This is a genomic window from Serratia sp. CY76391, from assembly GCF_052166695.1.
Classification (GTDB): Bacteria; Pseudomonadota; Gammaproteobacteria; order Enterobacterales; family Enterobacteriaceae; genus Serratia; species Serratia nematodiphila.
Window position 1 is genome coordinate 217,194 of record NZ_JBJNOJ010000007.1, and the last position, 17,675, is coordinate 234,868.

21 protein-coding genes and 1 other RNA gene are annotated in these 17,675 nt (G+C 60.9%); 16 read left to right on the top strand and 6 right to left on the bottom strand.

The features are described 5' to 3' along the window. Position 1 precedes the first annotated feature (1 nt). A complete protein-coding gene (gene uxaC / locus ACJ8PN_RS14305) occupies positions 2-1,414 on the bottom strand; it encodes a glucuronate isomerase (protein ID WP_171454802.1) in 1,413 nt (470 codons plus the stop codon). A 295-nt stretch (positions 1,415-1,709) separates the two neighbouring features. Between uxaC and ACJ8PN_RS14310 the strand changes: the two genes are divergently transcribed. The 11 genes from ACJ8PN_RS14310 (at position 1,710) to ACJ8PN_RS14360 (ending at position 9,245) form a co-directional block, all read left to right on the top strand. Beyond that, positions 1,710-3,008, top strand: coding sequence for an MFS transporter (locus ACJ8PN_RS14310; protein WP_015379157.1), 1,299 nt, complete (start codon positions 1,710-1,712; stop codon positions 3,006-3,008). A gap of 119 nt (positions 3,009-3,127) precedes the next feature. After that, positions 3,128-3,904: a transcriptional regulator ExuR gene (gene exuR, locus ACJ8PN_RS14315; RefSeq protein WP_004937137.1), complete on the top strand. Its 777-nt coding sequence runs from the start codon at positions 3,128-3,130 to the stop codon at positions 3,902-3,904. A gap of 186 nt (positions 3,905-4,090) precedes the next feature. After that, the gene (locus ACJ8PN_RS14320; protein WP_171454803.1) at positions 4,091-4,537 is read left to right on the top strand and encodes a hypothetical protein; all 447 of its coding nucleotides are present in this window, start codon (positions 4,091-4,093) and stop codon (positions 4,535-4,537) included. Positions 4,538-4,673: 136 nt separating this feature from the next. Next, the gene (locus ACJ8PN_RS14325; RefSeq protein ID WP_004937132.1) at positions 4,674-5,354 is read left to right on the top strand and encodes a DedA family protein; all 681 of its coding nucleotides are present in this window, start codon (positions 4,674-4,676) and stop codon (positions 5,352-5,354) included. Further along, the gene (mzrA, locus tag ACJ8PN_RS14330) at positions 5,351-5,725 is read left to right on the top strand and encodes an EnvZ/OmpR regulon moderator MzrA (protein ID WP_004937130.1); all 375 of its coding nucleotides are present in this window, start codon (positions 5,351-5,353) and stop codon (positions 5,723-5,725) included. The genes ACJ8PN_RS14325 and mzrA overlap by 4 nt, the downstream gene beginning before the upstream one ends. 243 nt (positions 5,726-5,968) lie before the next feature. Next, positions 5,969-6,340, top strand: a complete 372-nt coding sequence (locus ACJ8PN_RS14335) for a DUF1090 domain-containing protein (RefSeq protein ID WP_442535021.1) — start codon at positions 5,969-5,971, stop codon at positions 6,338-6,340. A gap of 164 nt (positions 6,341-6,504) precedes the next feature. Beyond that, positions 6,505-6,810 carry a DUF883 family protein gene (locus ACJ8PN_RS14340; RefSeq protein ID WP_004937125.1) on the top strand — a complete coding sequence of 102 codons (306 nt, stop codon included), beginning with the start codon at positions 6,505-6,507 and terminating at the stop codon, positions 6,808-6,810. Positions 6,811-6,812: 2 nt separating this feature from the next. Beyond that, entirely contained in the window at positions 6,813-7,214 is a 402-nt protein-coding gene (locus tag ACJ8PN_RS14345; protein ID WP_015379160.1) for a phage holin family protein, read from the top strand. Beyond that, the gene (locus ACJ8PN_RS14350; protein ID WP_004937121.1) at positions 7,211-7,498 is read left to right on the top strand and encodes a YqjK-like family protein; all 288 of its coding nucleotides are present in this window, start codon (positions 7,211-7,213) and stop codon (positions 7,496-7,498) included. Before ACJ8PN_RS14345 ends, ACJ8PN_RS14350 begins: the two co-directional genes overlap by 4 nt. Positions 7,499-7,792: 294 nt before the next feature. After that, a complete protein-coding gene (locus tag ACJ8PN_RS14355; RefSeq protein WP_004937119.1) occupies positions 7,793-8,188 on the top strand; it encodes a DoxX family protein in 396 nt (131 codons plus the stop codon). Between the two features lie 70 nt (positions 8,189-8,258). Then, positions 8,259-9,245, top strand: a complete 987-nt coding sequence (locus ACJ8PN_RS14360; protein WP_004937116.1) for a glutathione S-transferase family protein — start codon at positions 8,259-8,261, stop codon at positions 9,243-9,245. Positions 9,246-9,295: 50 nt separating this feature from the next. Here ACJ8PN_RS14360 and ACJ8PN_RS14365 read toward each other — a convergent pair whose 3' ends face one another. Further along, entirely contained in the window at positions 9,296-10,192 is an 897-nt protein-coding gene (locus tag ACJ8PN_RS14365; RefSeq protein ID WP_004937113.1) for a LysR family transcriptional regulator, read from the bottom strand. 107 nt (positions 10,193-10,299) lie between these two features. Between ACJ8PN_RS14365 and ACJ8PN_RS14370 the strand changes: the two genes are divergently transcribed. Beyond that, a complete protein-coding gene (locus ACJ8PN_RS14370; RefSeq protein WP_004937111.1) occupies positions 10,300-11,001 on the top strand; it encodes a pirin family protein in 702 nt (233 codons plus the stop codon). Positions 11,002-11,058: 57 nt separating this feature from the next. On the opposite strand, the gene rnpB is transcribed toward ACJ8PN_RS14370, so the two are convergent. Both rnpB and rsmI read right to left on the bottom strand, forming a co-directional pair. After that, an RNA gene (rnpB, locus tag ACJ8PN_RS14375) (RNase P RNA component class A) lies at positions 11,059-11,436 on the bottom strand. 41 nt (positions 11,437-11,477) lie between these two features. After that, complete coding sequence (gene rsmI, locus ACJ8PN_RS14380; protein ID WP_047729796.1) at positions 11,478-12,341, bottom strand: 16S rRNA (cytidine(1402)-2'-O)-methyltransferase; 864 nt, start codon at positions 12,339-12,341, stop codon at positions 11,478-11,480. A gap of 62 nt (positions 12,342-12,403) precedes the next feature. On the opposite strand from rsmI, the gene ACJ8PN_RS14385 reads away from it, so the two are divergent. Genes ACJ8PN_RS14385 through dolP form a run of 4 tightly spaced genes read left to right on the top strand, consistent with a single transcriptional unit; the run spans position 12,404 to position 16,020 of the window. After that, complete coding sequence (locus tag ACJ8PN_RS14385) at positions 12,404-14,443, top strand: penicillin-binding protein activator (RefSeq protein WP_442535022.1); 2,040 nt, start codon at positions 12,404-12,406, stop codon at positions 14,441-14,443. After that, positions 14,440-14,793: a YraN family protein gene (locus ACJ8PN_RS14390; RefSeq protein WP_015379164.1), complete on the top strand. Its 354-nt coding sequence runs from the start codon at positions 14,440-14,442 to the stop codon at positions 14,791-14,793. The genes ACJ8PN_RS14385 and ACJ8PN_RS14390 overlap by 4 nt, the downstream gene beginning before the upstream one ends. A gap of 51 nt (positions 14,794-14,844) precedes the next feature. Further along, complete coding sequence (diaA, locus tag ACJ8PN_RS14395; RefSeq protein WP_004937103.1) at positions 14,845-15,435, top strand: DnaA initiator-associating protein DiaA; 591 nt, start codon at positions 14,845-14,847, stop codon at positions 15,433-15,435. Positions 15,436-15,444: 9 nt separating this feature from the next. Then, on the top strand, positions 15,445-16,020 hold the full coding sequence (gene dolP, locus ACJ8PN_RS14400; RefSeq protein WP_171454806.1) for a division/outer membrane stress-associated lipid-binding lipoprotein: 576 nt from the start codon (positions 15,445-15,447) through the stop codon (positions 16,018-16,020). A gap of 39 nt (positions 16,021-16,059) precedes the next feature. On the opposite strand, the gene mtgA is transcribed toward dolP, so the two are convergent. Then, positions 16,060-16,791: a monofunctional biosynthetic peptidoglycan transglycosylase gene (gene mtgA / locus ACJ8PN_RS14405; protein ID WP_004937100.1), complete on the bottom strand. Its 732-nt coding sequence runs from the start codon at positions 16,789-16,791 to the stop codon at positions 16,060-16,062. Continuing rightward, positions 16,788-17,441, bottom strand: coding sequence for an isoprenoid biosynthesis glyoxalase ElbB (gene elbB, locus ACJ8PN_RS14410; RefSeq protein WP_131165433.1), 654 nt, complete (start codon positions 17,439-17,441; stop codon positions 16,788-16,790). The genes mtgA and elbB overlap by 4 nt, the downstream gene beginning before the upstream one ends. Positions 17,442-17,675: the final 234 nt, after the last annotated feature.

Here is a 17,675-nt window from a genome sequence, read left to right on the forward strand (position 1 = left end):
GCTACGCCAGTTCAATGGCGAAATAGTCTTTGGCGTTGTCGAAGCAGATGTTTTTCACCATTTCGCCCAGCAGCGCGATATCCGCCGGCGCTTCGCCGTCCGCCACCCAGCGGCCGATCATCTGGCAAAGAATGCGGCGGAAGTATTCATGGCGCGTATACGACAGGAAGCTACGACTGTCGGTCAGCATGCCGACGAAGCGGCTCAGCAGCCCGAGCTGCGCCAGCTGCGTCATTTGGCGCTGCATGCCGTCCTTCTGATCGTTGAACCACCAGCCGGAACCGAACTGCATCTTGCCCGGCGTGCCTTCCCCCTGGAAATTGCCGATCATGGTGCCGATCACTTCGTTATCGCGCGGGTTGAGGCAGTAGAGAATGGTTTTCGGCAGGCCCCCCTGCCGCGCCTGGGCATCCAGCAGCCGCGACAGCGGCTCCGCCAGCGGCCGATCGTTGATCGAGTCGAAGCCGATATCCGGCCCGACGGCGGCCAGCATGCGGCTGTTGTTATTGCGCAGCGCGCCGATGTGATACTGCTGCACCCAGCCGCGGCGCCGGTATTCGCCGGCCAGGAACAGCAGCACCGCGCTTTTGAACTGGGCGCTCTGTTCCGGCGTCGGCAGCTCGCCGTTCAGGCGGCGCAGCAGGATCGCATCCAGCGCCGCTTCATCGGCCTCGCCGAACACCACCACATCCAGCGCATGGTCGGCCACCTTGCAGCCGTGGGCGGCGAAGTGATCCATGCGCTTGTACAGGGCGTCGCACAGCGCGCTGAAGCGGCCGATGGCGGTATCCGCCGCCGCCTCCAGCTGCCGCAGATAGTCATTGAAGCCCGGTGAATCGATAGTGAAAGCCTTGTCCGGCCGCCAGCTCGGCAATACCTTGATATCGAAGCCACGATCGTCGGCGATCGCCCGATGATGGCGCAGATCGTCGATCGGATCGTCGGTGGTGCCGACCATTTTCACATTCATCTGCCGCATGATGCCGCGCGCGCGAAACTCATCCTGCGCCAGCAGCGCATTGCCGCGCTGCCAGATCTCATCCGCCGTGGCCGGCGACAGCAGCGTATCCGTGATGCCGAACGGCCGACGCAGCTCCAGATGCGTCCAGTGATAGAGCGGGTTGCCGATGGTATGCGGCACCGTGGCGGCCCAGGCGTCGAATTTCTCACGATCGCCCGCATCGCCGGTACACAGCCGCTCCGCCACGCCGTTGGTGCGCATCGCCCGCCATTTGTAGTGATCGCCCCGCAACCAGATATCGTACAGGTTGCCGAAGCGGGTGTTCTCCGCGATCTGCTGTGGCGGCAAATGGCAGTGATAATCGAAAATCGGCTGCGGCGCCGCATAGTCGTGATACAAGCGCCGGGCAAATTCGTTGTCCAGCAGGAAATCTTCGCTCAAAAACGTCGCCATCTCGGGCTCCTTACTTGCCGTGCGGCACGGGGTTCGAATCACAAAAGTTATCACACCAATTTTCACAAGCGTCCAGCAAATTTTTCCCATGAGCTGCTGGTTTAAGGTCCTTCAATCCCTTTTTCGCTCAATTTTACGGCAAATGTGCGGCGTAAACGCACTATTTCACCGGCGACAGTATCGCTCAGGCGAATAATTCCTTTTGTGATATCACTCAACTTTTAAACCTGTATGACAGGTTATTGTCTCGCCAGCCGCATCGACGGCCACACCTTCAAACGGGGAGACATTTCGGATGCGTAAAATTAAAGGGTTACGCTGGTACATGATCGGACTGGTGACCATCGGCACCGTGCTGGGCTACCTGACCCGCAACGCCATCGCCGTCGCGGCGCCGACGCTGGAAGATACGCTGCACATCACCACCCAACAGTATTCCTATATCGTCGCCGCCTATTCCGCCTGCTACACCGTGATGCAACCGGTGGCGGGCTATGTGCTGGACGTGCTGGGCACCAAGGTCGGTTACGCCATGTTCGCCATTCTATGGGCGCTGTTCTGTATGGGCACCGCGCTGGCCAACAGCTGGGGCGGCCTGGCGCTGGCGCGCGGCGCGGTCGGCATGGCCGAGGCGGCCATGATCCCCGCCGGGCTGAAGGCCAGCAGCGAGTGGTTTCCGGCCAAAGAGCGTTCGATCGCCGTCGGCTATTTCAACGTGGGTTCATCGATCGGCGGCATGATCGCCCCACCGTTGGTTGTATGGGCCATCGTGGCGCACAGCTGGGAAATGGCGTTCATCATCACCGGCGTGCTGAGCCTGATCTGGGCCATTTGTTGGCTGCTGTTCTACAAACACCCGAAAGATCAGAAGAAACTGAGCCAGGAAGAGCGCCGTTACATCCTCGAAGGCCAGGAAGCCCAGCACCAGACCTCTAACGCCAAAAAGATGTCCGCCTGGCAGATCGTGCGCAACCGTCAGTTCTGGGGCATCGCGCTGCCGCGCTTTCTGGCGGAGCCGGCGTGGGGCACCTTCAACGCCTGGATCCCGCTGTTCATGTTCAAGGCCTACGGTTTTAACCTGAAAGAGATCGCCATGTTCGCCTGGATGCCGATGCTGTTCGCCGATCTCGGCTGCATCGTCGGCGGTTATCTGCCGCCGCTGTTCCAGAAGTATTTCAAGGTCAACCTGATCGTCTCACGCAAGCTGGTGGTGACGATGGGGGCGGTGTTGATGATCGGCCCCGGCATGATCGGCCTGTTCACCAGCCCTTACGCGGCTATCGCGCTGCTGTGCGTCGGCGGCTTCGCCCATCAGGCGCTGTCCGGCGCGCTGATCACCCTCTCTTCCGACGTGTTCGGCCGCAATGAGGTGGCGACTGCCAACGGCCTCACCGGTATGGCGGCCTGGACAGCCAGCACGCTGTTCGCCCTGGTGGTCGGCGCCCTGGCGGACACCCTCGGCTTCAGCCCGCTGTTCGCCGCGCTGTCGGTCTTCGACATTCTCGGCGCCATCGTCATCTGGACGGTGTTGCAAAACCGCCCGGCCGCCGAAACCCAGCCGGCCACGCTGCAACCGGCCCCGGCGCGCAGCTGATCCCGCCGCCCGGCCGCCGCGCCGGGCCTCTTGCTCCTCTGGCAGCGGTGCCGAATAAGTGGTATAACAAATCCGATGGCCACGCGCCCCTTCCCACCGCACCGTATAGAGCATTCACTATGGAATTCACCGAAACCAGACGCCTGTATCAGCAACTGGCCGCCGAGCTTAAGCAACGCATCGAAAGCGGCCGCTACCCGGTAGGCGACAAGCTGCCGGCCGAACGATACATCGCCGAAGAGATGAATGTCAGCCGTACCGTGGTGCGCGAGGCGATCATCATGCTGGAAGTGGAAGGCTATGTGGACGTGCGCAAGGGATCCGGGATCCACGTGGTGTCCAACCAGCAAAAGCACCTGGTGGTGCCGGGCGACAGCATCGAGTTCGCCACCGCCGGCCCGTTTGAGCTGCTGCAGGCGCGCCAGCTGATTGAAAGCAACATCGCCGAGTTCGCCGCCACCCAGGTGACCAAACAAGATATCGTGCAGTTGATGGAGATCCAGGAGCACGCCCGTAAAGAGGATCGCTTCCGCGACTCGCAGTGGGATCTGAAGTTCCACGTGCAGGTGGCGCTGGCCACCCAAAACACCGCCATGGCCACCATCGTGGAAAAAATGTGGGTGCAGCGGGTCAACAACCCTTACTGGAAAAAGCTGCACGAGCATATCGACGAACGCTCGATCGCCAGCTGGTGTGACGATCACGATCAGATCCTCAAGGCGCTGATGCGCAAAGACCCTTACGCCGCCAAACTGGCGATGTGGCAGCACCTGGAAAACACCAAACAGATGCTGTTCAACGCCACCAGCGATGACTTCGAATACAACGCCGATCGCTACCTGTTCGCCGAGAATCCGGTGGTGCATCTGGATGGCGTGAACCACGAGCCGAAATAGCCACGGCGGTCAAAAACCGTCGGCTTATGTCAGGTAATGTAAAATCCGCTGAATCGATGCCGGAACCGCCGTTTGCCGTGTACTATTTCACCGTCGGCAACGTAGATTTCCCTGTTGCCAATCGTGCTATTTTGGTAGAGTTAGCCCACTTTTTTACCCATTGCTGCGGGGGCGGGACGCGAATAAATGCGCTGGTTGTTTGCCATGCTGATTGCTGTTTTCTGCTGGACCGGTTCGGTCTCCGGCCAACAGCTATGCGTGGCGTCACCCAAGCCAACCCCCAGCGCGCTGAGCAGCCTGCTGCTGCTGGCGGAGCCGGCGCTTTCCCCCTATGATCATGTGTATCGGGCGCCGGCCGAAGCGCGCCGCAAAGCCCCCGGCAAGTTGCCGCTGCTGCTGCCCAGAGCGCACTCTTTCTCCGGTTCGCTGCTCGCATCCTCCCTGCCGGCGCCGGTCTATACCCTGGCCGCAGAGCCGGGTTACCGAATTCGCTTCCCCCGCCAGGACACCCCGGCTCCCAACCGGCTTGCCCAGGTCGACTGGATGCTGGACGCTTCCAGGCAACAGAGTCGCCAGGCCGGTTGGAAAGAAAGCAATATGCAGTACCGTGGCACGCTGACTTACCACCTATGACCGGTGTCGCACCGCTTAGAAACCTTAAAGCAACGCCGTTTCATCGTTATCAGCACTCAGGATCGCCGCGCGCTTTCAGCTCACGCCCGCTCCGCCGCTGAGATAAAAATAAACAATGACGTTTTAGGAACACCGGATGGACATCATTAAAGAACTGATACATGCCTTATGGCAGCAGGATTTTGAGACGCTGGCGAACCCTTCGTTGGTGTGGACCCTCTACATCCTGCTGTTCATGATCCTGTTTTTGGAGAACGGCCTGCTGCCGGCCGCTTTCTTGCCGGGTGACAGCCTGCTGATCCTGGTCGGCGTGTTGATCGCCAAAGGCACCATGGGCTTCCCATTGACCATCGTTATCCTGACCGTCGCCGCCAGCCTGGGGTGCTGGGTCAGTTATATACAAGGCCGGTGGCTCGGCAATACGCGAACGGTGCAAGGCTGGCTTTCGCATCTGCCGGCCCACTACCATCAGCGTGCACATAACCTGTTCCACCGTCACGGCCTTTCCGCCCTGCTGGTCGGCCGCTTCCTGGCCTTCGTGCGTACCCTGCTGCCGACCATCGCCGGCCTGTCCGGCCTGAGCAACGCACGCTTCCAGTTCTTCAACTGGATGAGCGGCCTGCTGTGGGTCTTGATCCTGACGACGCTGGGCTTCGCCCTGGGGAAAACGCCGGTGTTCCGCAAGTATGAAGATCAGCTGATGTTCTGCCTGATGATGCTGCCGCTGGTATTGCTGGTGGTCGGGCTGGTCGGCTCGCTGATCGTGTTGTGGCGCAAGAAGCGCGCCAACAGCCAGAATCCGGGGAAAGGGGCGTGACAGCAAAGCGCCCGCGCTGGCAATACGTCCTGATGATCGCGCTCGCCCTGCTGGCGTTGGCGACGCTGTTGGTGCCCTGCATGGTGCGCACCGAGAGCGAGCTGCGCATCCGCGCCAGCCAGCAAGGGCTGTCGCTACCCGACGGCTTTTATGTCTACCAGCGCCTGGATGAACGCGGCATCCGCATCAAAAGCATTACGCCGGAAGGCGATGGCCTGGTCATTCGTCTGGATTCGCCGGAGCAGCAGTTGCTGGCGCGCGAAGCGTTGCAAACCATTCTGCCGCCCGGTTACCACATCGCATTGAGCGAGTCCCCCGTGCCGTCGCATTGGGTACGCGAATTTGCGCGTTCCCCGCTCAATCTGGGATAATCCCCCTTCATATGAAGGGGTTTCCTTTCATTGCCATAATCTTCATTTTCATTCGCATCGATTAGCTCAAGAATTAATCAGTCAGCACTGGATCACGGCTGATTCTTTGGGGGCTCGCCGGTTTCATGACTATGCTGAAGGGTAACTTCAGCCGGCGATGAACGCCCTCCTCTCGTGCTGCCGCCTTCGGCAGCCAGGAAAGCGGATGCCTGTTCAGGCATCCCATGAACAAGGAACTGAAAGATGAAATTACGCCACTCACTGTTACTGCTGTTACCACTCTGCACGCTGCCGGCGTTCGCTTCGGCCGCTGAGGGCGGCTGCGCCGCTAAAGCGCAAGACATCCAGCAGCAAATTGACTACGCCACCCAACACGGCAACACCCACCGCATGGAAGGGCTGAAAAAAGCGCTGAGCGAAGTGCAGACTCACTGCACCGAAGCCGGCCTGCAGGCCGAACGCCAGAAAAACATCGCAGAGAAACAGCGCAAGGTCGAAGAACGCCGGCAGGAGCTGAAAGAAGCGCAGCAAACCGGCAAGCTGGACAAGGTCGCCAAGAAACAGCAAAAGCTGGCGGAAGCGCAGGCTGAATTGAAACGCGCCCAGGCGGAATAATTTTTTTACACCAGCGGATTTATCGATGAGAGCCCCATCACACGGGATTTCTTAAGTATATGGAATTGATGTCTGGTGTTATCTGCTGGCTATCACCCCTTTGCTCCGGCGAAAAAATCCGCTATGTTAAAAGTCTGTCGAAATAAACGTTAAGGAATAATCACATGGCACATGATTCAAATGCAGAAAACTTACGCGCTGAACTGAAGTCCTTAGCCGATACGCTGGAGGAAGTCCTGAACTCCTCCACCGACAAGCCGAAAGCCGAGCTGGAGAAGCTGCGCTCGAAGGCGGAAGGCGCGCTGAAAGAGACCCGCGCTCGCCTGAGCGACGCCGGTGACAAGCTGGCTTCGCAAACCAAACAGATCGCCGGCCAGGCCGACGACTATGTGCGCGACAACCCGTGGACCGGCATCGGTATCGGCGCGGCGGTCGGCGTGGTGTTGGGCGTGCTGCTCGCGCGTCGCTAATCATGGCTGAACAACCGCAAGTGCGCGCGCAGGGCCCCGCCAAAGGGGTCCTGGATATCGGTCAGCGCATCATCACGATCCTGGTCGGCATGGTGGAAACCCGTGTCCGGCTGGCGGTCGTCGAGCTGGAAGAGGAGAAAGCCAACCTCATTCAGCTGCTGATCATGGCCGGTATGACGCTGCTGTTCACCGCCTTCGGTTTGATGAGCCTGCTTATCCTGATCTTCTGGGCCATCGATCCGGTCTACCGGCTGGTGGCGCTGGGTGCCACCACTGGTGTGCTGCTGTTCCTGGCCGTGGTCGGCACCATCTGGACGCTGGTCAAGGCCCGTCGCACCACGCTGCTGGGCGCCACGCGCAAGCAGTTGGAACTCGACCGCGCCGAACTGGAGCGCGAGCCATGAGCCGCCGCCGCTACCTGGAATGGAAAAAAGAGAGGCTGATTCGCCAGATCCAGCAACAGCGTCTGGATCTGGCCGAACACAAGTCTTTGTGGCTGGAAAAAACCGAACGCATTGACCGCGGCTGGCAGACCGTTTTTGGCCTGCGCCGCTATCTGGTACTCGGTTCCAGCGTCATGGCGCTGTACGGCATCCGCCACCCCAGCAAGATGATCCGCTGGTCGCGTCGCGCTTTCGGTGCCTGGAGCGCTATCCGACTGTTTAAAAAGACCTTCTCCGCCAAGTAAGCCCCGCGTTTTTCCTTCAAACATCCTGTTGCTCTGCCCTCGTTTTTCCCTTAAAACAGCGCTGTTTATCCCGAGGGCTGGGCAACCTGCTGACAAGCGTCAGTTTATTAGCACGCTAAAGATTCAGATTTTTTGAAAAATTACGACAGTTTTACTTGCTAACAACCTGAGCACTTCCCGATTAACATTCACTCCATCAATACGATATGGGCCGGACAGGGTGAGAGACCCGATATACCGCCCGTTGATATGACTACCGCCGAACAGGCGCACAAAAACACTTTGGAGTAGATGATGAAAAAATTAGAAGATACAGGTTTGCTGGTTGCTCGTATCCTGATGCCAATCCTGTTTATCGTGGCAGGCTACGGCAAAATGGGTGACGCTTATGCCGGAACCCAACAGTACATGCAATCGATGGGCGTGCCTGGCTTCTTGCTGCCGCTGACCATTCTGCTGGAGTTTGGCGGCGGTCTGGCGATCCTGTTCGGCTTCCTGACCCGCACCGTGGCGCTGTTCACTGCCGGTTTCACCATCCTGACCGCGCTGCTGTTCCACACTGACTTTGCGGAAGGCGTAAACCAGCTGATGTTCATGAAAAACCTGACCATCGCCGGCGGCTTCATCGTGTTGGCGGTCGCAGGCCCGGGCGGCTTCAGCATCGACCGTCTTCTGAACAAGAAATGGTAATCTAAACTGTCATTCAGGGCCCGGCATGCCGGGCCCTGTCGTTTTTCACTCGGACACCAAGGAGATTCCCATGGGACAACTCGTCGATGGCGTTTGGCAAGACATCTGGTATGACACGAAATCTACCGGCGGCCGTTTCAAACGTTCAACCGCTCAGTTTCGCAATTGGGTGACCGCCGACGGTCAGCCCGGCGAACACGGCGCGGGCGGCTTCCAGGCCGAAGCGGGCCGTTATCACCTGTACGTTTCTCTCGCCTGCCCCTGGGCGCACCGCACGCTGCTGATGCGCAAATTGAAAGGGCTGGAGCAGATTATTCCGGTCTCGGTGGTGCACCCGCTGATGCTGGAAAACGGCTGGACCTTCGGCCAGGATTTTCCTGAAACCACCGGCGATCCGCTGTATCACGCCGACTTCCTGTACCAGATCTACCTGCGGGCCGATCCGCACTACAGCGGGCGCGTGACCGTGCCGGTGCTGTGGGATAAACAGCGGCAAACCATCGTCAGCAACGAATCCGCCGACATCATCCGCATGTTCAACAGCGCGTTTGACGGCGTCGGCGCTCGGGCTGGGGACTACTACCCGACCGATCTGCGCGGTAAGATCGATGAGCTGAACGGCTGGATTTACGATCAAGTGAATAACGGCGTGTACAAGGCCGGTTTCGCCACCAGCCAGGAAGCCTATGACGAAGCGGTCAACGGGGTATTCAACGCGCTGGAGCGCCTTGAGCAGATCCTGGGGCAACATCGCTACCTGACCGGCGATCGGCTGACCGAAGCCGACCTGCGTCTGTGGACCACGCTGGTGCGTTTCGATCCGGTGTACGTCACCCACTTCAAGTGCGACAAACACCGCATCAGCGACTATCTGAACCTGTACGGTTTCCTGCGCGACATCTACCAGATGCCGGGCATCGCCGAAACGGTCAGCCTGCCGCACATTCGCAACCACTACTACCGCAGCCACGCCACCATCAACCCGCACGGCATCATTTCCATCGGGCCGGCGCAGGATCTGGACGAGCCGCACGGCCGCGACCAGCGCTTCGGCTAAGGCAAAAAAATCCCCTTGCCGCCCGGCAAGGGGATGTCATCCAACCGACGTTAGCGCTGCGCGAACAGGCGCGGAATTTCGCGCAGGAACCAGGCTTTCGCCTCCCCCATGCTGTCGCGCCGCCAGGCCATGATGATATCGGCTTCGCGGCTGTATTCCGGCCCCACTACGCGCAGCCGCCCGGCCTCGATATCTTTCTCCACCATCGGATACGGCATGGTCGCCACCCCCAACCCGGCCAGCAGCGCCAGGCGTTTGTCTTCAATGGTGCTCACCGTCAGGCGCTGTTGCTTGTCCAGCAGCTGTACGGTCAACACCGGGCGCTCGCGGGCGGTATCCGCCACCGCGATGCCGCGGTACTTCACGCGGGTCACCTCGGACAGCGGCTCCGGCTCCTGGTGGATAGGATGATCCGGCGCGGCGACATAAACGCTCATGACCTTGTACAGTTTGCGGGTGTTGATCTCCGACGACGCGCGAAAATGCATGTCCGGCGCGATCACAATGTCGGCGCGCCCCTGTTCCAGCCGCTCCCAGGCGCCCGCCAGCACTTCGGTGAAAATCGACACCTGGGTGTTGGCCTTCAGCGCCAGTTTGTCCACCAGCGGGAACAGCAGGCTCGGCGGCGACAGCGCTTCGCTGACGATGGTCAGGTGGGTTTCCCAACCGCGCGCCAGCGCCTCGGCGTCGGTGGTCAGCTTATCGGCCGCCTCCAGCAGCACCCGCCCGCGCTCCAGCAACATGCGCCCGACGTTGGTGAACTTGGTGCGGTGGCCCGAACGGTCGAACAGCACCACATCCAATTCTTCTTCCAATTTTTGCATGGTGTAGCTGAGCGCCGACGGCACCCGGCCCAATTCGTCGGCGGCCGCGGCGAAACTGCCACGCCGGTCGATCGCGTCCATCACTCTCAGCGCCTCAAGCGTGAGCGCCCGATCTCTGGCCATCACATCCCTCTGTCAGGAAATTTGAATATGCCGACCAGATTAACTGGCTAACAATCCGACGTCCAGATGCTTACCATTTGGATAATGAATTTAGAGAGCCGATTGCCATGATTACATGCAGAACAGCACAACAATGCGGGCAAGCTGACTTTGGTTGGCTGCAGGCTCGCTACACCTTTTCCTTTGGTCACTACTTCGATCCCAAACTGATGGGCTACGCGTCGCTGCGGGTGCTGAATCAGGAGGTGCTGGCACCGGGCGCGTCGTTCCAGCCGCGTACCTATCCCAGCGTGGATATCCTGAACCTGATCCTGCAGGGCGAGGCGGAATACCGCGACAGCGACGGCAACACCGCGCGCGCCAAAGCCGGCGAAGCGTTGCTGTTGGCCACCCAGCCGGGCCTGAGTTACAGCGAACAGAACGTCAGCAGCGATACGCCGCTGACCCGCCTGCAGCTGTGGCTGGACGCCTGCCCGGAACGCAACAACGAGCGGGTGCAGCGCCTGGCGCTGCCGGCGGCAGGCAACCTGCTGCTGGCCTCGCCGGACGGCGCGCAGGGCAGCCTGCAGCTGCGCCAGCAGGTTTGGATCCACCATCTCGATCTGCAGCCGGGCGAAGAACAAACGCTGACGATTAACGGGCCGCGCGCCTATTTGCAGTCGATTCACGGCACCATCGCCGCTACCGGCGAGCGCCACGAAGCGCAACGCCTGACCTGCGGCGACGGCGCCTTCGTGCGTGAGGAAAACCGCCTGACGATCCGCGCCGAGACGCCGCTGCGCGCGCTGCTGATTGACCTGCCGGTGTAAGCCGGCCGAAAAACGAAAAACCCCGCGCAACAGGCGTTGCGCGGGGTTTTCTTTTGTCGAGGGAGTTGACCGGTAAGCCGGGTTCTGTCGTGGACAGTCATTCCTCTAGGCCAGCAATCGCTCACTGGCTCAAGCAGCCTACCCGGGTTCAGTACGGGCCGTACCATGTGAACCCCTATTTGGCCTTGCTCCGGGTGGAGTTTACCGTGCCACGAACTGTTGCCAGCCGCGCGGTGCGCTCTTACCGCACCCTTTCACCCTTACCTGATCCCGCTTGCGCGGGCCATCGGCGGTTTGCTCTCTGTTGCACTAGTCGTAGGCTTGCGCCTCCCAGGCGTTACCTGGCACCCTGCCCTATGGAGCCCGGACTTTCCTCCCCTCCATCTGTCTCCCCGAAGAGGACGGCAATGAAGCGGCGACTGTCTGGTCAACTCCGGCGCGGATAGTAGCGTCGCGGCGGCGGCAGGTCAACCGCTTTACGGCTGTTGTTGCTCCAGCGCGTGCTTATACAGCGCATTTTTCTTCACGCCGTGGATTTCCGCCGCCAGCGCCGCCGCCTTTTTCAACGGCAACTCTTTTTGCAGCAGCGCCAGCGTGCGCAGCGCCTCAAGCGGCAGCACATCCTCCTGCGCCTTGTGGCCCTCGACGATCAGCACCATTTCGCCGCGGCGGCGCACTTCATCTTCCTGCACCCACGCCAGCAGCTCGCCCACCGGCGCGCCGTGGATGGATTCCCAGGTTTTGGTCAGCTCGCGCGCCAGCACCACATAGCGCTGCGGGCCCCAGACGGTGACCATGTCCTGCAGGCTTTCCAACAGGCGGTGGGTGGATTCGTAGAAAATCAGCGTACGCGGTTCCTCCGCCAGCGCCATCAGCGTATCCTTGCGCCCCTTGGTTTTCGCCGGCAGAAAACCTTCGTAGCAGAAACGGTCGGAGGCGACGCCCGCGGCGCACAGCGCGGTGGTGGCGGCGCAGGCACCCGGCAGCGGCACCACGCGAATGCCGGCCTCGCGGCAGCGGCGCACCAGGTGATAACCGGGATCGTTGATCAGCGGCGTGCCGGCGTCGGAAACCAGCGCGATGCTCTGGCCTTCCTGCAGTTTCGCCAGCAGCTGATCGGCCTTTTGCTGTTCGTTGTGATCGTGCAGCGCGAACAGACGCGCGTTGATCGCGAAGTGTTGCAGCAGCAATCCGGTATGGCGCGTGTCTTCCGCCGCGATCAGATCAACGCTTTTCAGTACCTCTAACGCACGGTGGGTAATATCGCCCAGATTGCCGATGGGGGTGGGCACCACATACAGCGTTGATGCAGAAATGACTGATTGTTGGTGTTGATTCATTGTTTCATCCGGGTTGCCGATTTAATATTGAGCATCTTGAAAAAAACATCACTGGATACAGTATGCTTTCCTCAACATTCGTTCGTACCAAAGCAGGGCGTTCCAAGCCTGTCCGACTGACCGCAGTCATCGCCGCCGCCCTTTTCCTGGCGGGCTGTCCAAGTCGGGCCCCGCAAACGCCGCCCGCCAATATACAGGACGAAGCGAGCGCCAGCTCCGATTACTACCTGCAGCAGTTGCAGCAAAGCAGCGATGATAACAAGGCTGACTGGCAATTACTTGCTATTCGCGCCTTGCTGCGTGAAGGAAAACTGCCACAGGCCGGCGACCAGTTGAACCAGCTGCCGAAAAACCTCAGCGGCGCGCAGCAGACTGAACGCCAGTTGCTGACCGCCGAACTGCAGATCGCCAACAAGAGCTACGTCAGCGCCCGCAGCACGCTGGGCCACCTGGACAGCGGTGCGCTGTCGCCGAATCAGAAGGTGCGCTACTACCAGGCGCAGATCGCCGCCAATCAGGGCAAAGCGTCGCTGCCATTGATCCGCGCCTATATCGCCCAGGAGCCGCTGCTGACCGGCAAGGCGCACCAAGACAACCTGGATCAAACCTGGCAGGCCCTGCTGCAGCTGACGCCGCAGGAGATGAACAGCCTGGTGATCAACGCCGACGAGAACGTGCTGCAAGGCTGGCTGGATCTGCTGCGCGTTTATCAGGACAACAAGCAGGATCCCGATCTGCTGAAGGCCGGCATCAAAGACTGGCAGAACCGTTATCCGAAGAACCCGGCGGCCAAAACGCTGCCGGCTCGCCTGAATCAGGTGATGAACTTCACCCAGGCCTCCACCTCGAAAATCGCCCTGCTGCTGCCGTTGAACGGCCAGGCGAAAGTGTTCGCCGACGCCATCCAGCAAGGCTTCGAAGCGGCGAAAAACGGCGGTTCCATGCCGGCGCCGCAGCCTCAAGCCGCGCAACCGGCCAGCACGCCGGCTCAAACGGCGCCGGCCGATCAGGCCGCTACGGGTGACATCAACGCCAACGGCGCGGTCAGCCCTTCGGCGCAAGAGAGCCAGCCTGCCGTCACCGCCGCGCAACCCGCTGCGCCGTCCAGCGCGCCGATAACGCCGCTGCAGGCCGCCAACGCGCAGGTCAAAGTGTACGACACCACCAGCCAGCCGCTGGCCGCCTTGCTGAGCCAGGCGCAGCAGGATGGCGCCACTCTGGTGGTCGGGCCGCTGCTGAAAGAGAACGTCGATCAGTTGTCCGCCAGCACCACCACGCTGAACGTGCTGGCGCTCAACCAGCCCGAAACGCCGAAGGACAACCTGAACATCTGTTACTTCGCCCTGTCGCCGGAAGATGAAGCCCGCGACGCCGCCCGCCACATCTGGGAACAGCAGAAGCGTCAACCGCTGCTGCTGGTGCCGCGCGGCGCCTTCGGCGATCGCGTCGCCAGGGCCTTTAACCAGGAATGGCAGAAGCAAGGCGGGCAAACCGTGCTCCGCCAGGACATCGGCTCCGCCGGCGAGCTGCGCCAGATGGTGAACAGCGGCGGTATCCGCATGACCGGTACGCCGATGTCGAGCGCCCCGGCGCCGCAGAGCGTCACCATCGCCGGGCTGACCATTCCTGCGCCGCCGAGCGACGTGCCCGCCGCCACCGGCGGCAGCGTCGACGCGGTGTACATCGTCGCCACGCAGTCTCAGCTGACGCTGATCAAACCGATGATCGACATGGCCACCAGCTCGCGCGGCAAGCCGGCGATGTACGCCAGCTCGCGCAGCTACCAGGCCGGCGCCGGCCCGGACTTCCGTCTGGAAATGGAAGGGCTGCAGTTCAGCGATATTCCGCTGCTGGCCGGCTCAAACCCTCAGCTGCTGCAGCAGGCCAGCGCGCGTTTCCGCAACGACTACTCGCTGGTGCGCCTGTATGCGATGGGGATGGATGCCTGGACATTGGCCAACCACTTTGCTGAAATGCGCCAGCTGCCGGGCTTCCAGGTTTCCGGCACCACCGGTACGCTGAGCGCGTCGCCGAACTGCGTGATCAACCGTAAGCTGCCTTGGCTGCAATACCGTCAGGGTACGGTCGTTCCAGTCTCTTGAACCCACGCGCCTCAGGGGCGGGCTATGAGTTACTGGCCCGCCGTCACCTGGAACACGCCGGGCTCACCTTCTGCGCCGCCAACGTCGCGGTGCGCGGCGGTGAGCTCGACCTCATCATGCGCGACGGCACCACCTGGGTGTTCGTCGAAGTGCGCTATCGCCGCAACGACGCCTTCGGCGGCGCGGCCGCCAGCGTCACCTTTCGCAAACAACAGCGGTTGCTGCACGCCGCCGCCGTCTGGCTGGCGGGGCGCGGAGCCAGTTTTGACACATCATCTTGCCGTTTTGATGTTTTGGCCATTACCGGTAGCCAGTTAGAATGGATACCCAACGCCTTCAATGCGGATTAATCGGGGTTTTGCGGCGCAGACCGGCCCTTTGACTTAGTGGATTAATACAACGTGCTGGATAGAATTAAAGTCTGTTTCACCGAAAGCATCCAAACCCAGATCGCGGCGGCGGAAGCACTGCCGGACGCCATTTCCCGCGCTGCGATGACGCTGGTTCAATCCTTACTCAACGGCAACAAAATCCTGTGCTGCGGCAACGGCACCTCGGCCGCCAACGCGCAGCACTTCGCCGCCAGCATGATCAACCGTTTTGAAACCGAGCGCCCCAGCCTGCCGGCCATCGCTCTCAACGCCGACAACGTGGTGCTGACGGCAATCAGCAACGATCGGCTGCACGACGAAGTGTACGCCAAGCAGGTGCGTGCGCTCGGGCACACCGGCGACGTGCTGCTGGCGATTTCCACCCGCGGCAATAGCCGTGATATTGTGAAAGCGGTCGAGGCGGCCGTGACGCGCGATATGACCATCGTCGCACTTACCGGCTACGACGGCGGCGAGCTGGCCGGGCTGCTCGGCCAGCAGGATGTCGAAATCCGCATCCCGTCGCACCGCAGCTCGCGCATTCAGGAAATGCATATGCTGACCGTAAACTGCCTGTGCGACCTGATAGACAATACGTTATTCCCCCACCAGGACGATTAAGGAACTGAGATGAAGCTAAAAGCCACATTTGCAGTGCTGTCCAGCGCCCTGCTGTTGCAAGGCTGTATCGCCGGCGTCGTCGTCGGCAGTGCGGCCGTCGCCACCAAAACCGCCACCGACCCGCGCAGCGTAGGGACCCAGGTGGATGACGGCACGCTGGAAGCCAGGGTCGAAAGCGCCCTGAGCAAAGACCAGCAGTTGAAGAAAGAGGCCCGGGTGGTCGCCACCGCCTATCAGGGCAAGGTGCTGTTGACCGGCCAGTCGCCTAACGCCGATCTCACCGCGCGCGCCAAGCAGATCGCCATGGGCGTGGAAGGCACGAGCGAAGTGTATAACGAAATCCGTCAGGGCACGCCGGTCAGCCTGAGCACCGCGTCCTCCGACACCTGGATCACCACCAAGGTGCGTTCGCAGCTGCTCACCAGCGATACGGTGAAATCGTCCAACGTGAAGGTCACCACCGAAAACGGCGAAGTGTTCTTGCTGGGCCTGGTCACGCAGCAGGAAGGGCAGTCGGCGGCGCAGATCGCCAGCCAGGTCAGCGGCGTGAAACACGTCACGACCGCCTTTACCTACGTGAAATAATCCGCCTGGCGGGAGCGGCACCGTGCCGTTCCCGCCCGTTTAATCCAGCTTGTTCTCGCGTAAAAACGCTTCCCCGCCCAGTTGCCGCATCTGCCGCATGATCCACTGTTGACGCTGCACCACATAGCCGGACGGCGCATCGGCCCTGAAGCGATGCGGATTCGGCAATACCGCCGCCAGCAGCGCCGCTTCGGCCGCGCTCAGGCGCTTGGCCGGCTTATGGAAAAAGCGCTGTGAAGCCTCTTCCACGCCGAACACCCCATCGCCGAACTCGACGATGTTCAGGTACACCGTCAGAATGCGCCGCTTGGTCCACACCAATTCGATGCCGGACGTCAGCCCGGCCTCCAATCCTTTGCGCAGCCAGCTGCGGCCATCCCACAAAAACAGGTTCTTGGCGGTTTGCTGCGACAGCGTGGACGCGCCACGGATGCGCGTCGGGCGCTTCTCGTTGTGGCTGAGCGCCTTTTCAATGGCCGCCACGTCGAAGCCCCAATGGTCTGGAAATTTCTGATCTTCCGCCGCCATCACCGCCAGCGCCATTTGCGGCGAGATGTCGTCCATCGACACCCAGTCCGAATGGGCGACATAGCCGAAGTCGCCGCTCAGCCAGGCGCTGACCTGCCGTTCCACCATCACGGCGGAAAACGGCACCGGCAGGAAGGCGAAGAGCACAATGCCCAACACCCACAGGCCGATAATCGCGATGACGCCGCGCTTCAGCCAATACCACGGGCGCAGCCGCCGCCATCCGACGAGCGATTTTCTCATTCAGCCAGTTCCAGCACCCGCGCCACCAGCTTATCGATGCCCAGGGCCGCCTGCGCGATAGACGGCGCCAGCATATAGGCCGGCGTGGTCACGATCTTATGTTCGCTGTCCACCACGATGTCGTCCACCGGGCAAATCACCGGTTCGCCGCCCATGGCGTCAATCACTTCCCCCAGATCCGGATCGTTGCCAATGGTCAGCCGCGCTTGTTGATCCAGCAGTTTCGGCAACAGCGCCGGCGCGATGCACATCAGGCCAATTGGTTTGTTGGCCTTATGCATCTCGCGCGTCAGGCGCGCCAAATCTTCATCGACCCAACATTCCGCGCCGGCTTCGGCGAAATTGCTGAGGTTCTTGGCGGCGCCAAAGCCGCCGGGCACGATCAGCGCATCCAGCTGCGCGGCCTCCGCCAGCGCCAGCGGCTGCACCGCACCGCGGGCAATGCGCGCCGATTCAATCAGAACATTGCGCGACTCCGCCATCTCCTCACCAGATAAGTGATTAATAACATGGCGTTGTGGTTTATCAGGCGCAAAGCACACCGCCTGGGCGCCGGCACGATCCAACGCCAGCAGCGTCAGCACCGCTTCATGGATCTCCGTACCGTCATAAACGCCGCTGCCGCTGAGGACTACACCCACCTTTTTCATCACTCTTACTCCTGTCGCTGCTGTCAACTGGTTCGTGCTCGGAGTTGACAAACACTAATCTACATCACACATTTTAATGAATCTTCTAACAAGAGCGCTTACATTTGCTATGTTGTTGGCTGTATGATGTTTAGGAATTCGCAACAACCTGCTCGACCAGAACACTGAAACCAATACGCAGGTTCACAATTTCCCTGGTGTTGGCGCAATATTCGCGCACCCCGGCTTAGGTCG

Bases quoted from the DNA above. Each gene is read 5' to 3' on its own strand.
- ACJ8PN_RS14360 (WP_004937116.1), top strand. From the start codon at position 8,259: ATGGGACAACTCGTCGATGGCGTTTGGCAAGACATCTGGTATGACACG.
- dolP (WP_171454806.1), top strand. From the start codon at position 15,445: ATGAAGCTAAAAGCCACATTTGCAGTGCTGTCCAGCGCCCTGCTGTTG.
- ACJ8PN_RS14385 (WP_442535022.1), top strand. From the start codon at position 12,404: ATGCTTTCCTCAACATTCGTTCGTACCAAAGCAGGGCGTTCCAAGCCT.
- uxaC (WP_171454802.1), bottom strand. From the start codon at position 1,414: ATGGCGACGTTTTTGAGCGAAGATTTCCTGCTGGACAACGAATTTGCC.
- ACJ8PN_RS14370 (WP_004937111.1), top strand. From the start codon at position 10,300: ATGATTACATGCAGAACAGCACAACAATGCGGGCAAGCTGACTTTGGT.
- rsmI (WP_047729796.1), bottom strand. From the start codon at position 12,341: ATGAATCAACACCAACAATCAGTCATTTCTGCATCAACGCTGTATGTG.
- ACJ8PN_RS14365 (WP_004937113.1), bottom strand. From the start codon at position 10,192: ATGGCCAGAGATCGGGCGCTCACGCTTGAGGCGCTGAGAGTGATGGAC.
- ACJ8PN_RS14335 (WP_442535021.1), top strand. From the start codon at position 5,969: ATGAAATTACGCCACTCACTGTTACTGCTGTTACCACTCTGCACGCTG.
- exuR (WP_004937137.1), top strand. From the start codon at position 3,128: ATGGAATTCACCGAAACCAGACGCCTGTATCAGCAACTGGCCGCCGAG.
- elbB (WP_131165433.1), bottom strand. From the start codon at position 17,441: ATGAAAAAGGTGGGTGTAGTCCTCAGCGGCAGCGGCGTTTATGACGGT.
- mtgA (WP_004937100.1), bottom strand. From the start codon at position 16,791: ATGAGAAAATCGCTCGTCGGATGGCGGCGGCTGCGCCCGTGGTATTGG.
- ACJ8PN_RS14320 (WP_171454803.1), top strand. From the start codon at position 4,091: ATGCGCTGGTTGTTTGCCATGCTGATTGCTGTTTTCTGCTGGACCGGT.
- ACJ8PN_RS14325 (WP_004937132.1), top strand. From the start codon at position 4,674: ATGGACATCATTAAAGAACTGATACATGCCTTATGGCAGCAGGATTTT.
- ACJ8PN_RS14340 (WP_004937125.1), top strand. From the start codon at position 6,505: ATGGCACATGATTCAAATGCAGAAAACTTACGCGCTGAACTGAAGTCC.
- ACJ8PN_RS14350 (WP_004937121.1), top strand. From the start codon at position 7,211: ATGAGCCGCCGCCGCTACCTGGAATGGAAAAAAGAGAGGCTGATTCGC.
- ACJ8PN_RS14310 (WP_015379157.1), top strand. From the start codon at position 1,710: ATGCGTAAAATTAAAGGGTTACGCTGGTACATGATCGGACTGGTGACC.
- ACJ8PN_RS14355 (WP_004937119.1), top strand. From the start codon at position 7,793: ATGAAAAAATTAGAAGATACAGGTTTGCTGGTTGCTCGTATCCTGATG.
- ACJ8PN_RS14345 (WP_015379160.1), top strand. From the start codon at position 6,813: ATGGCTGAACAACCGCAAGTGCGCGCGCAGGGCCCCGCCAAAGGGGTC.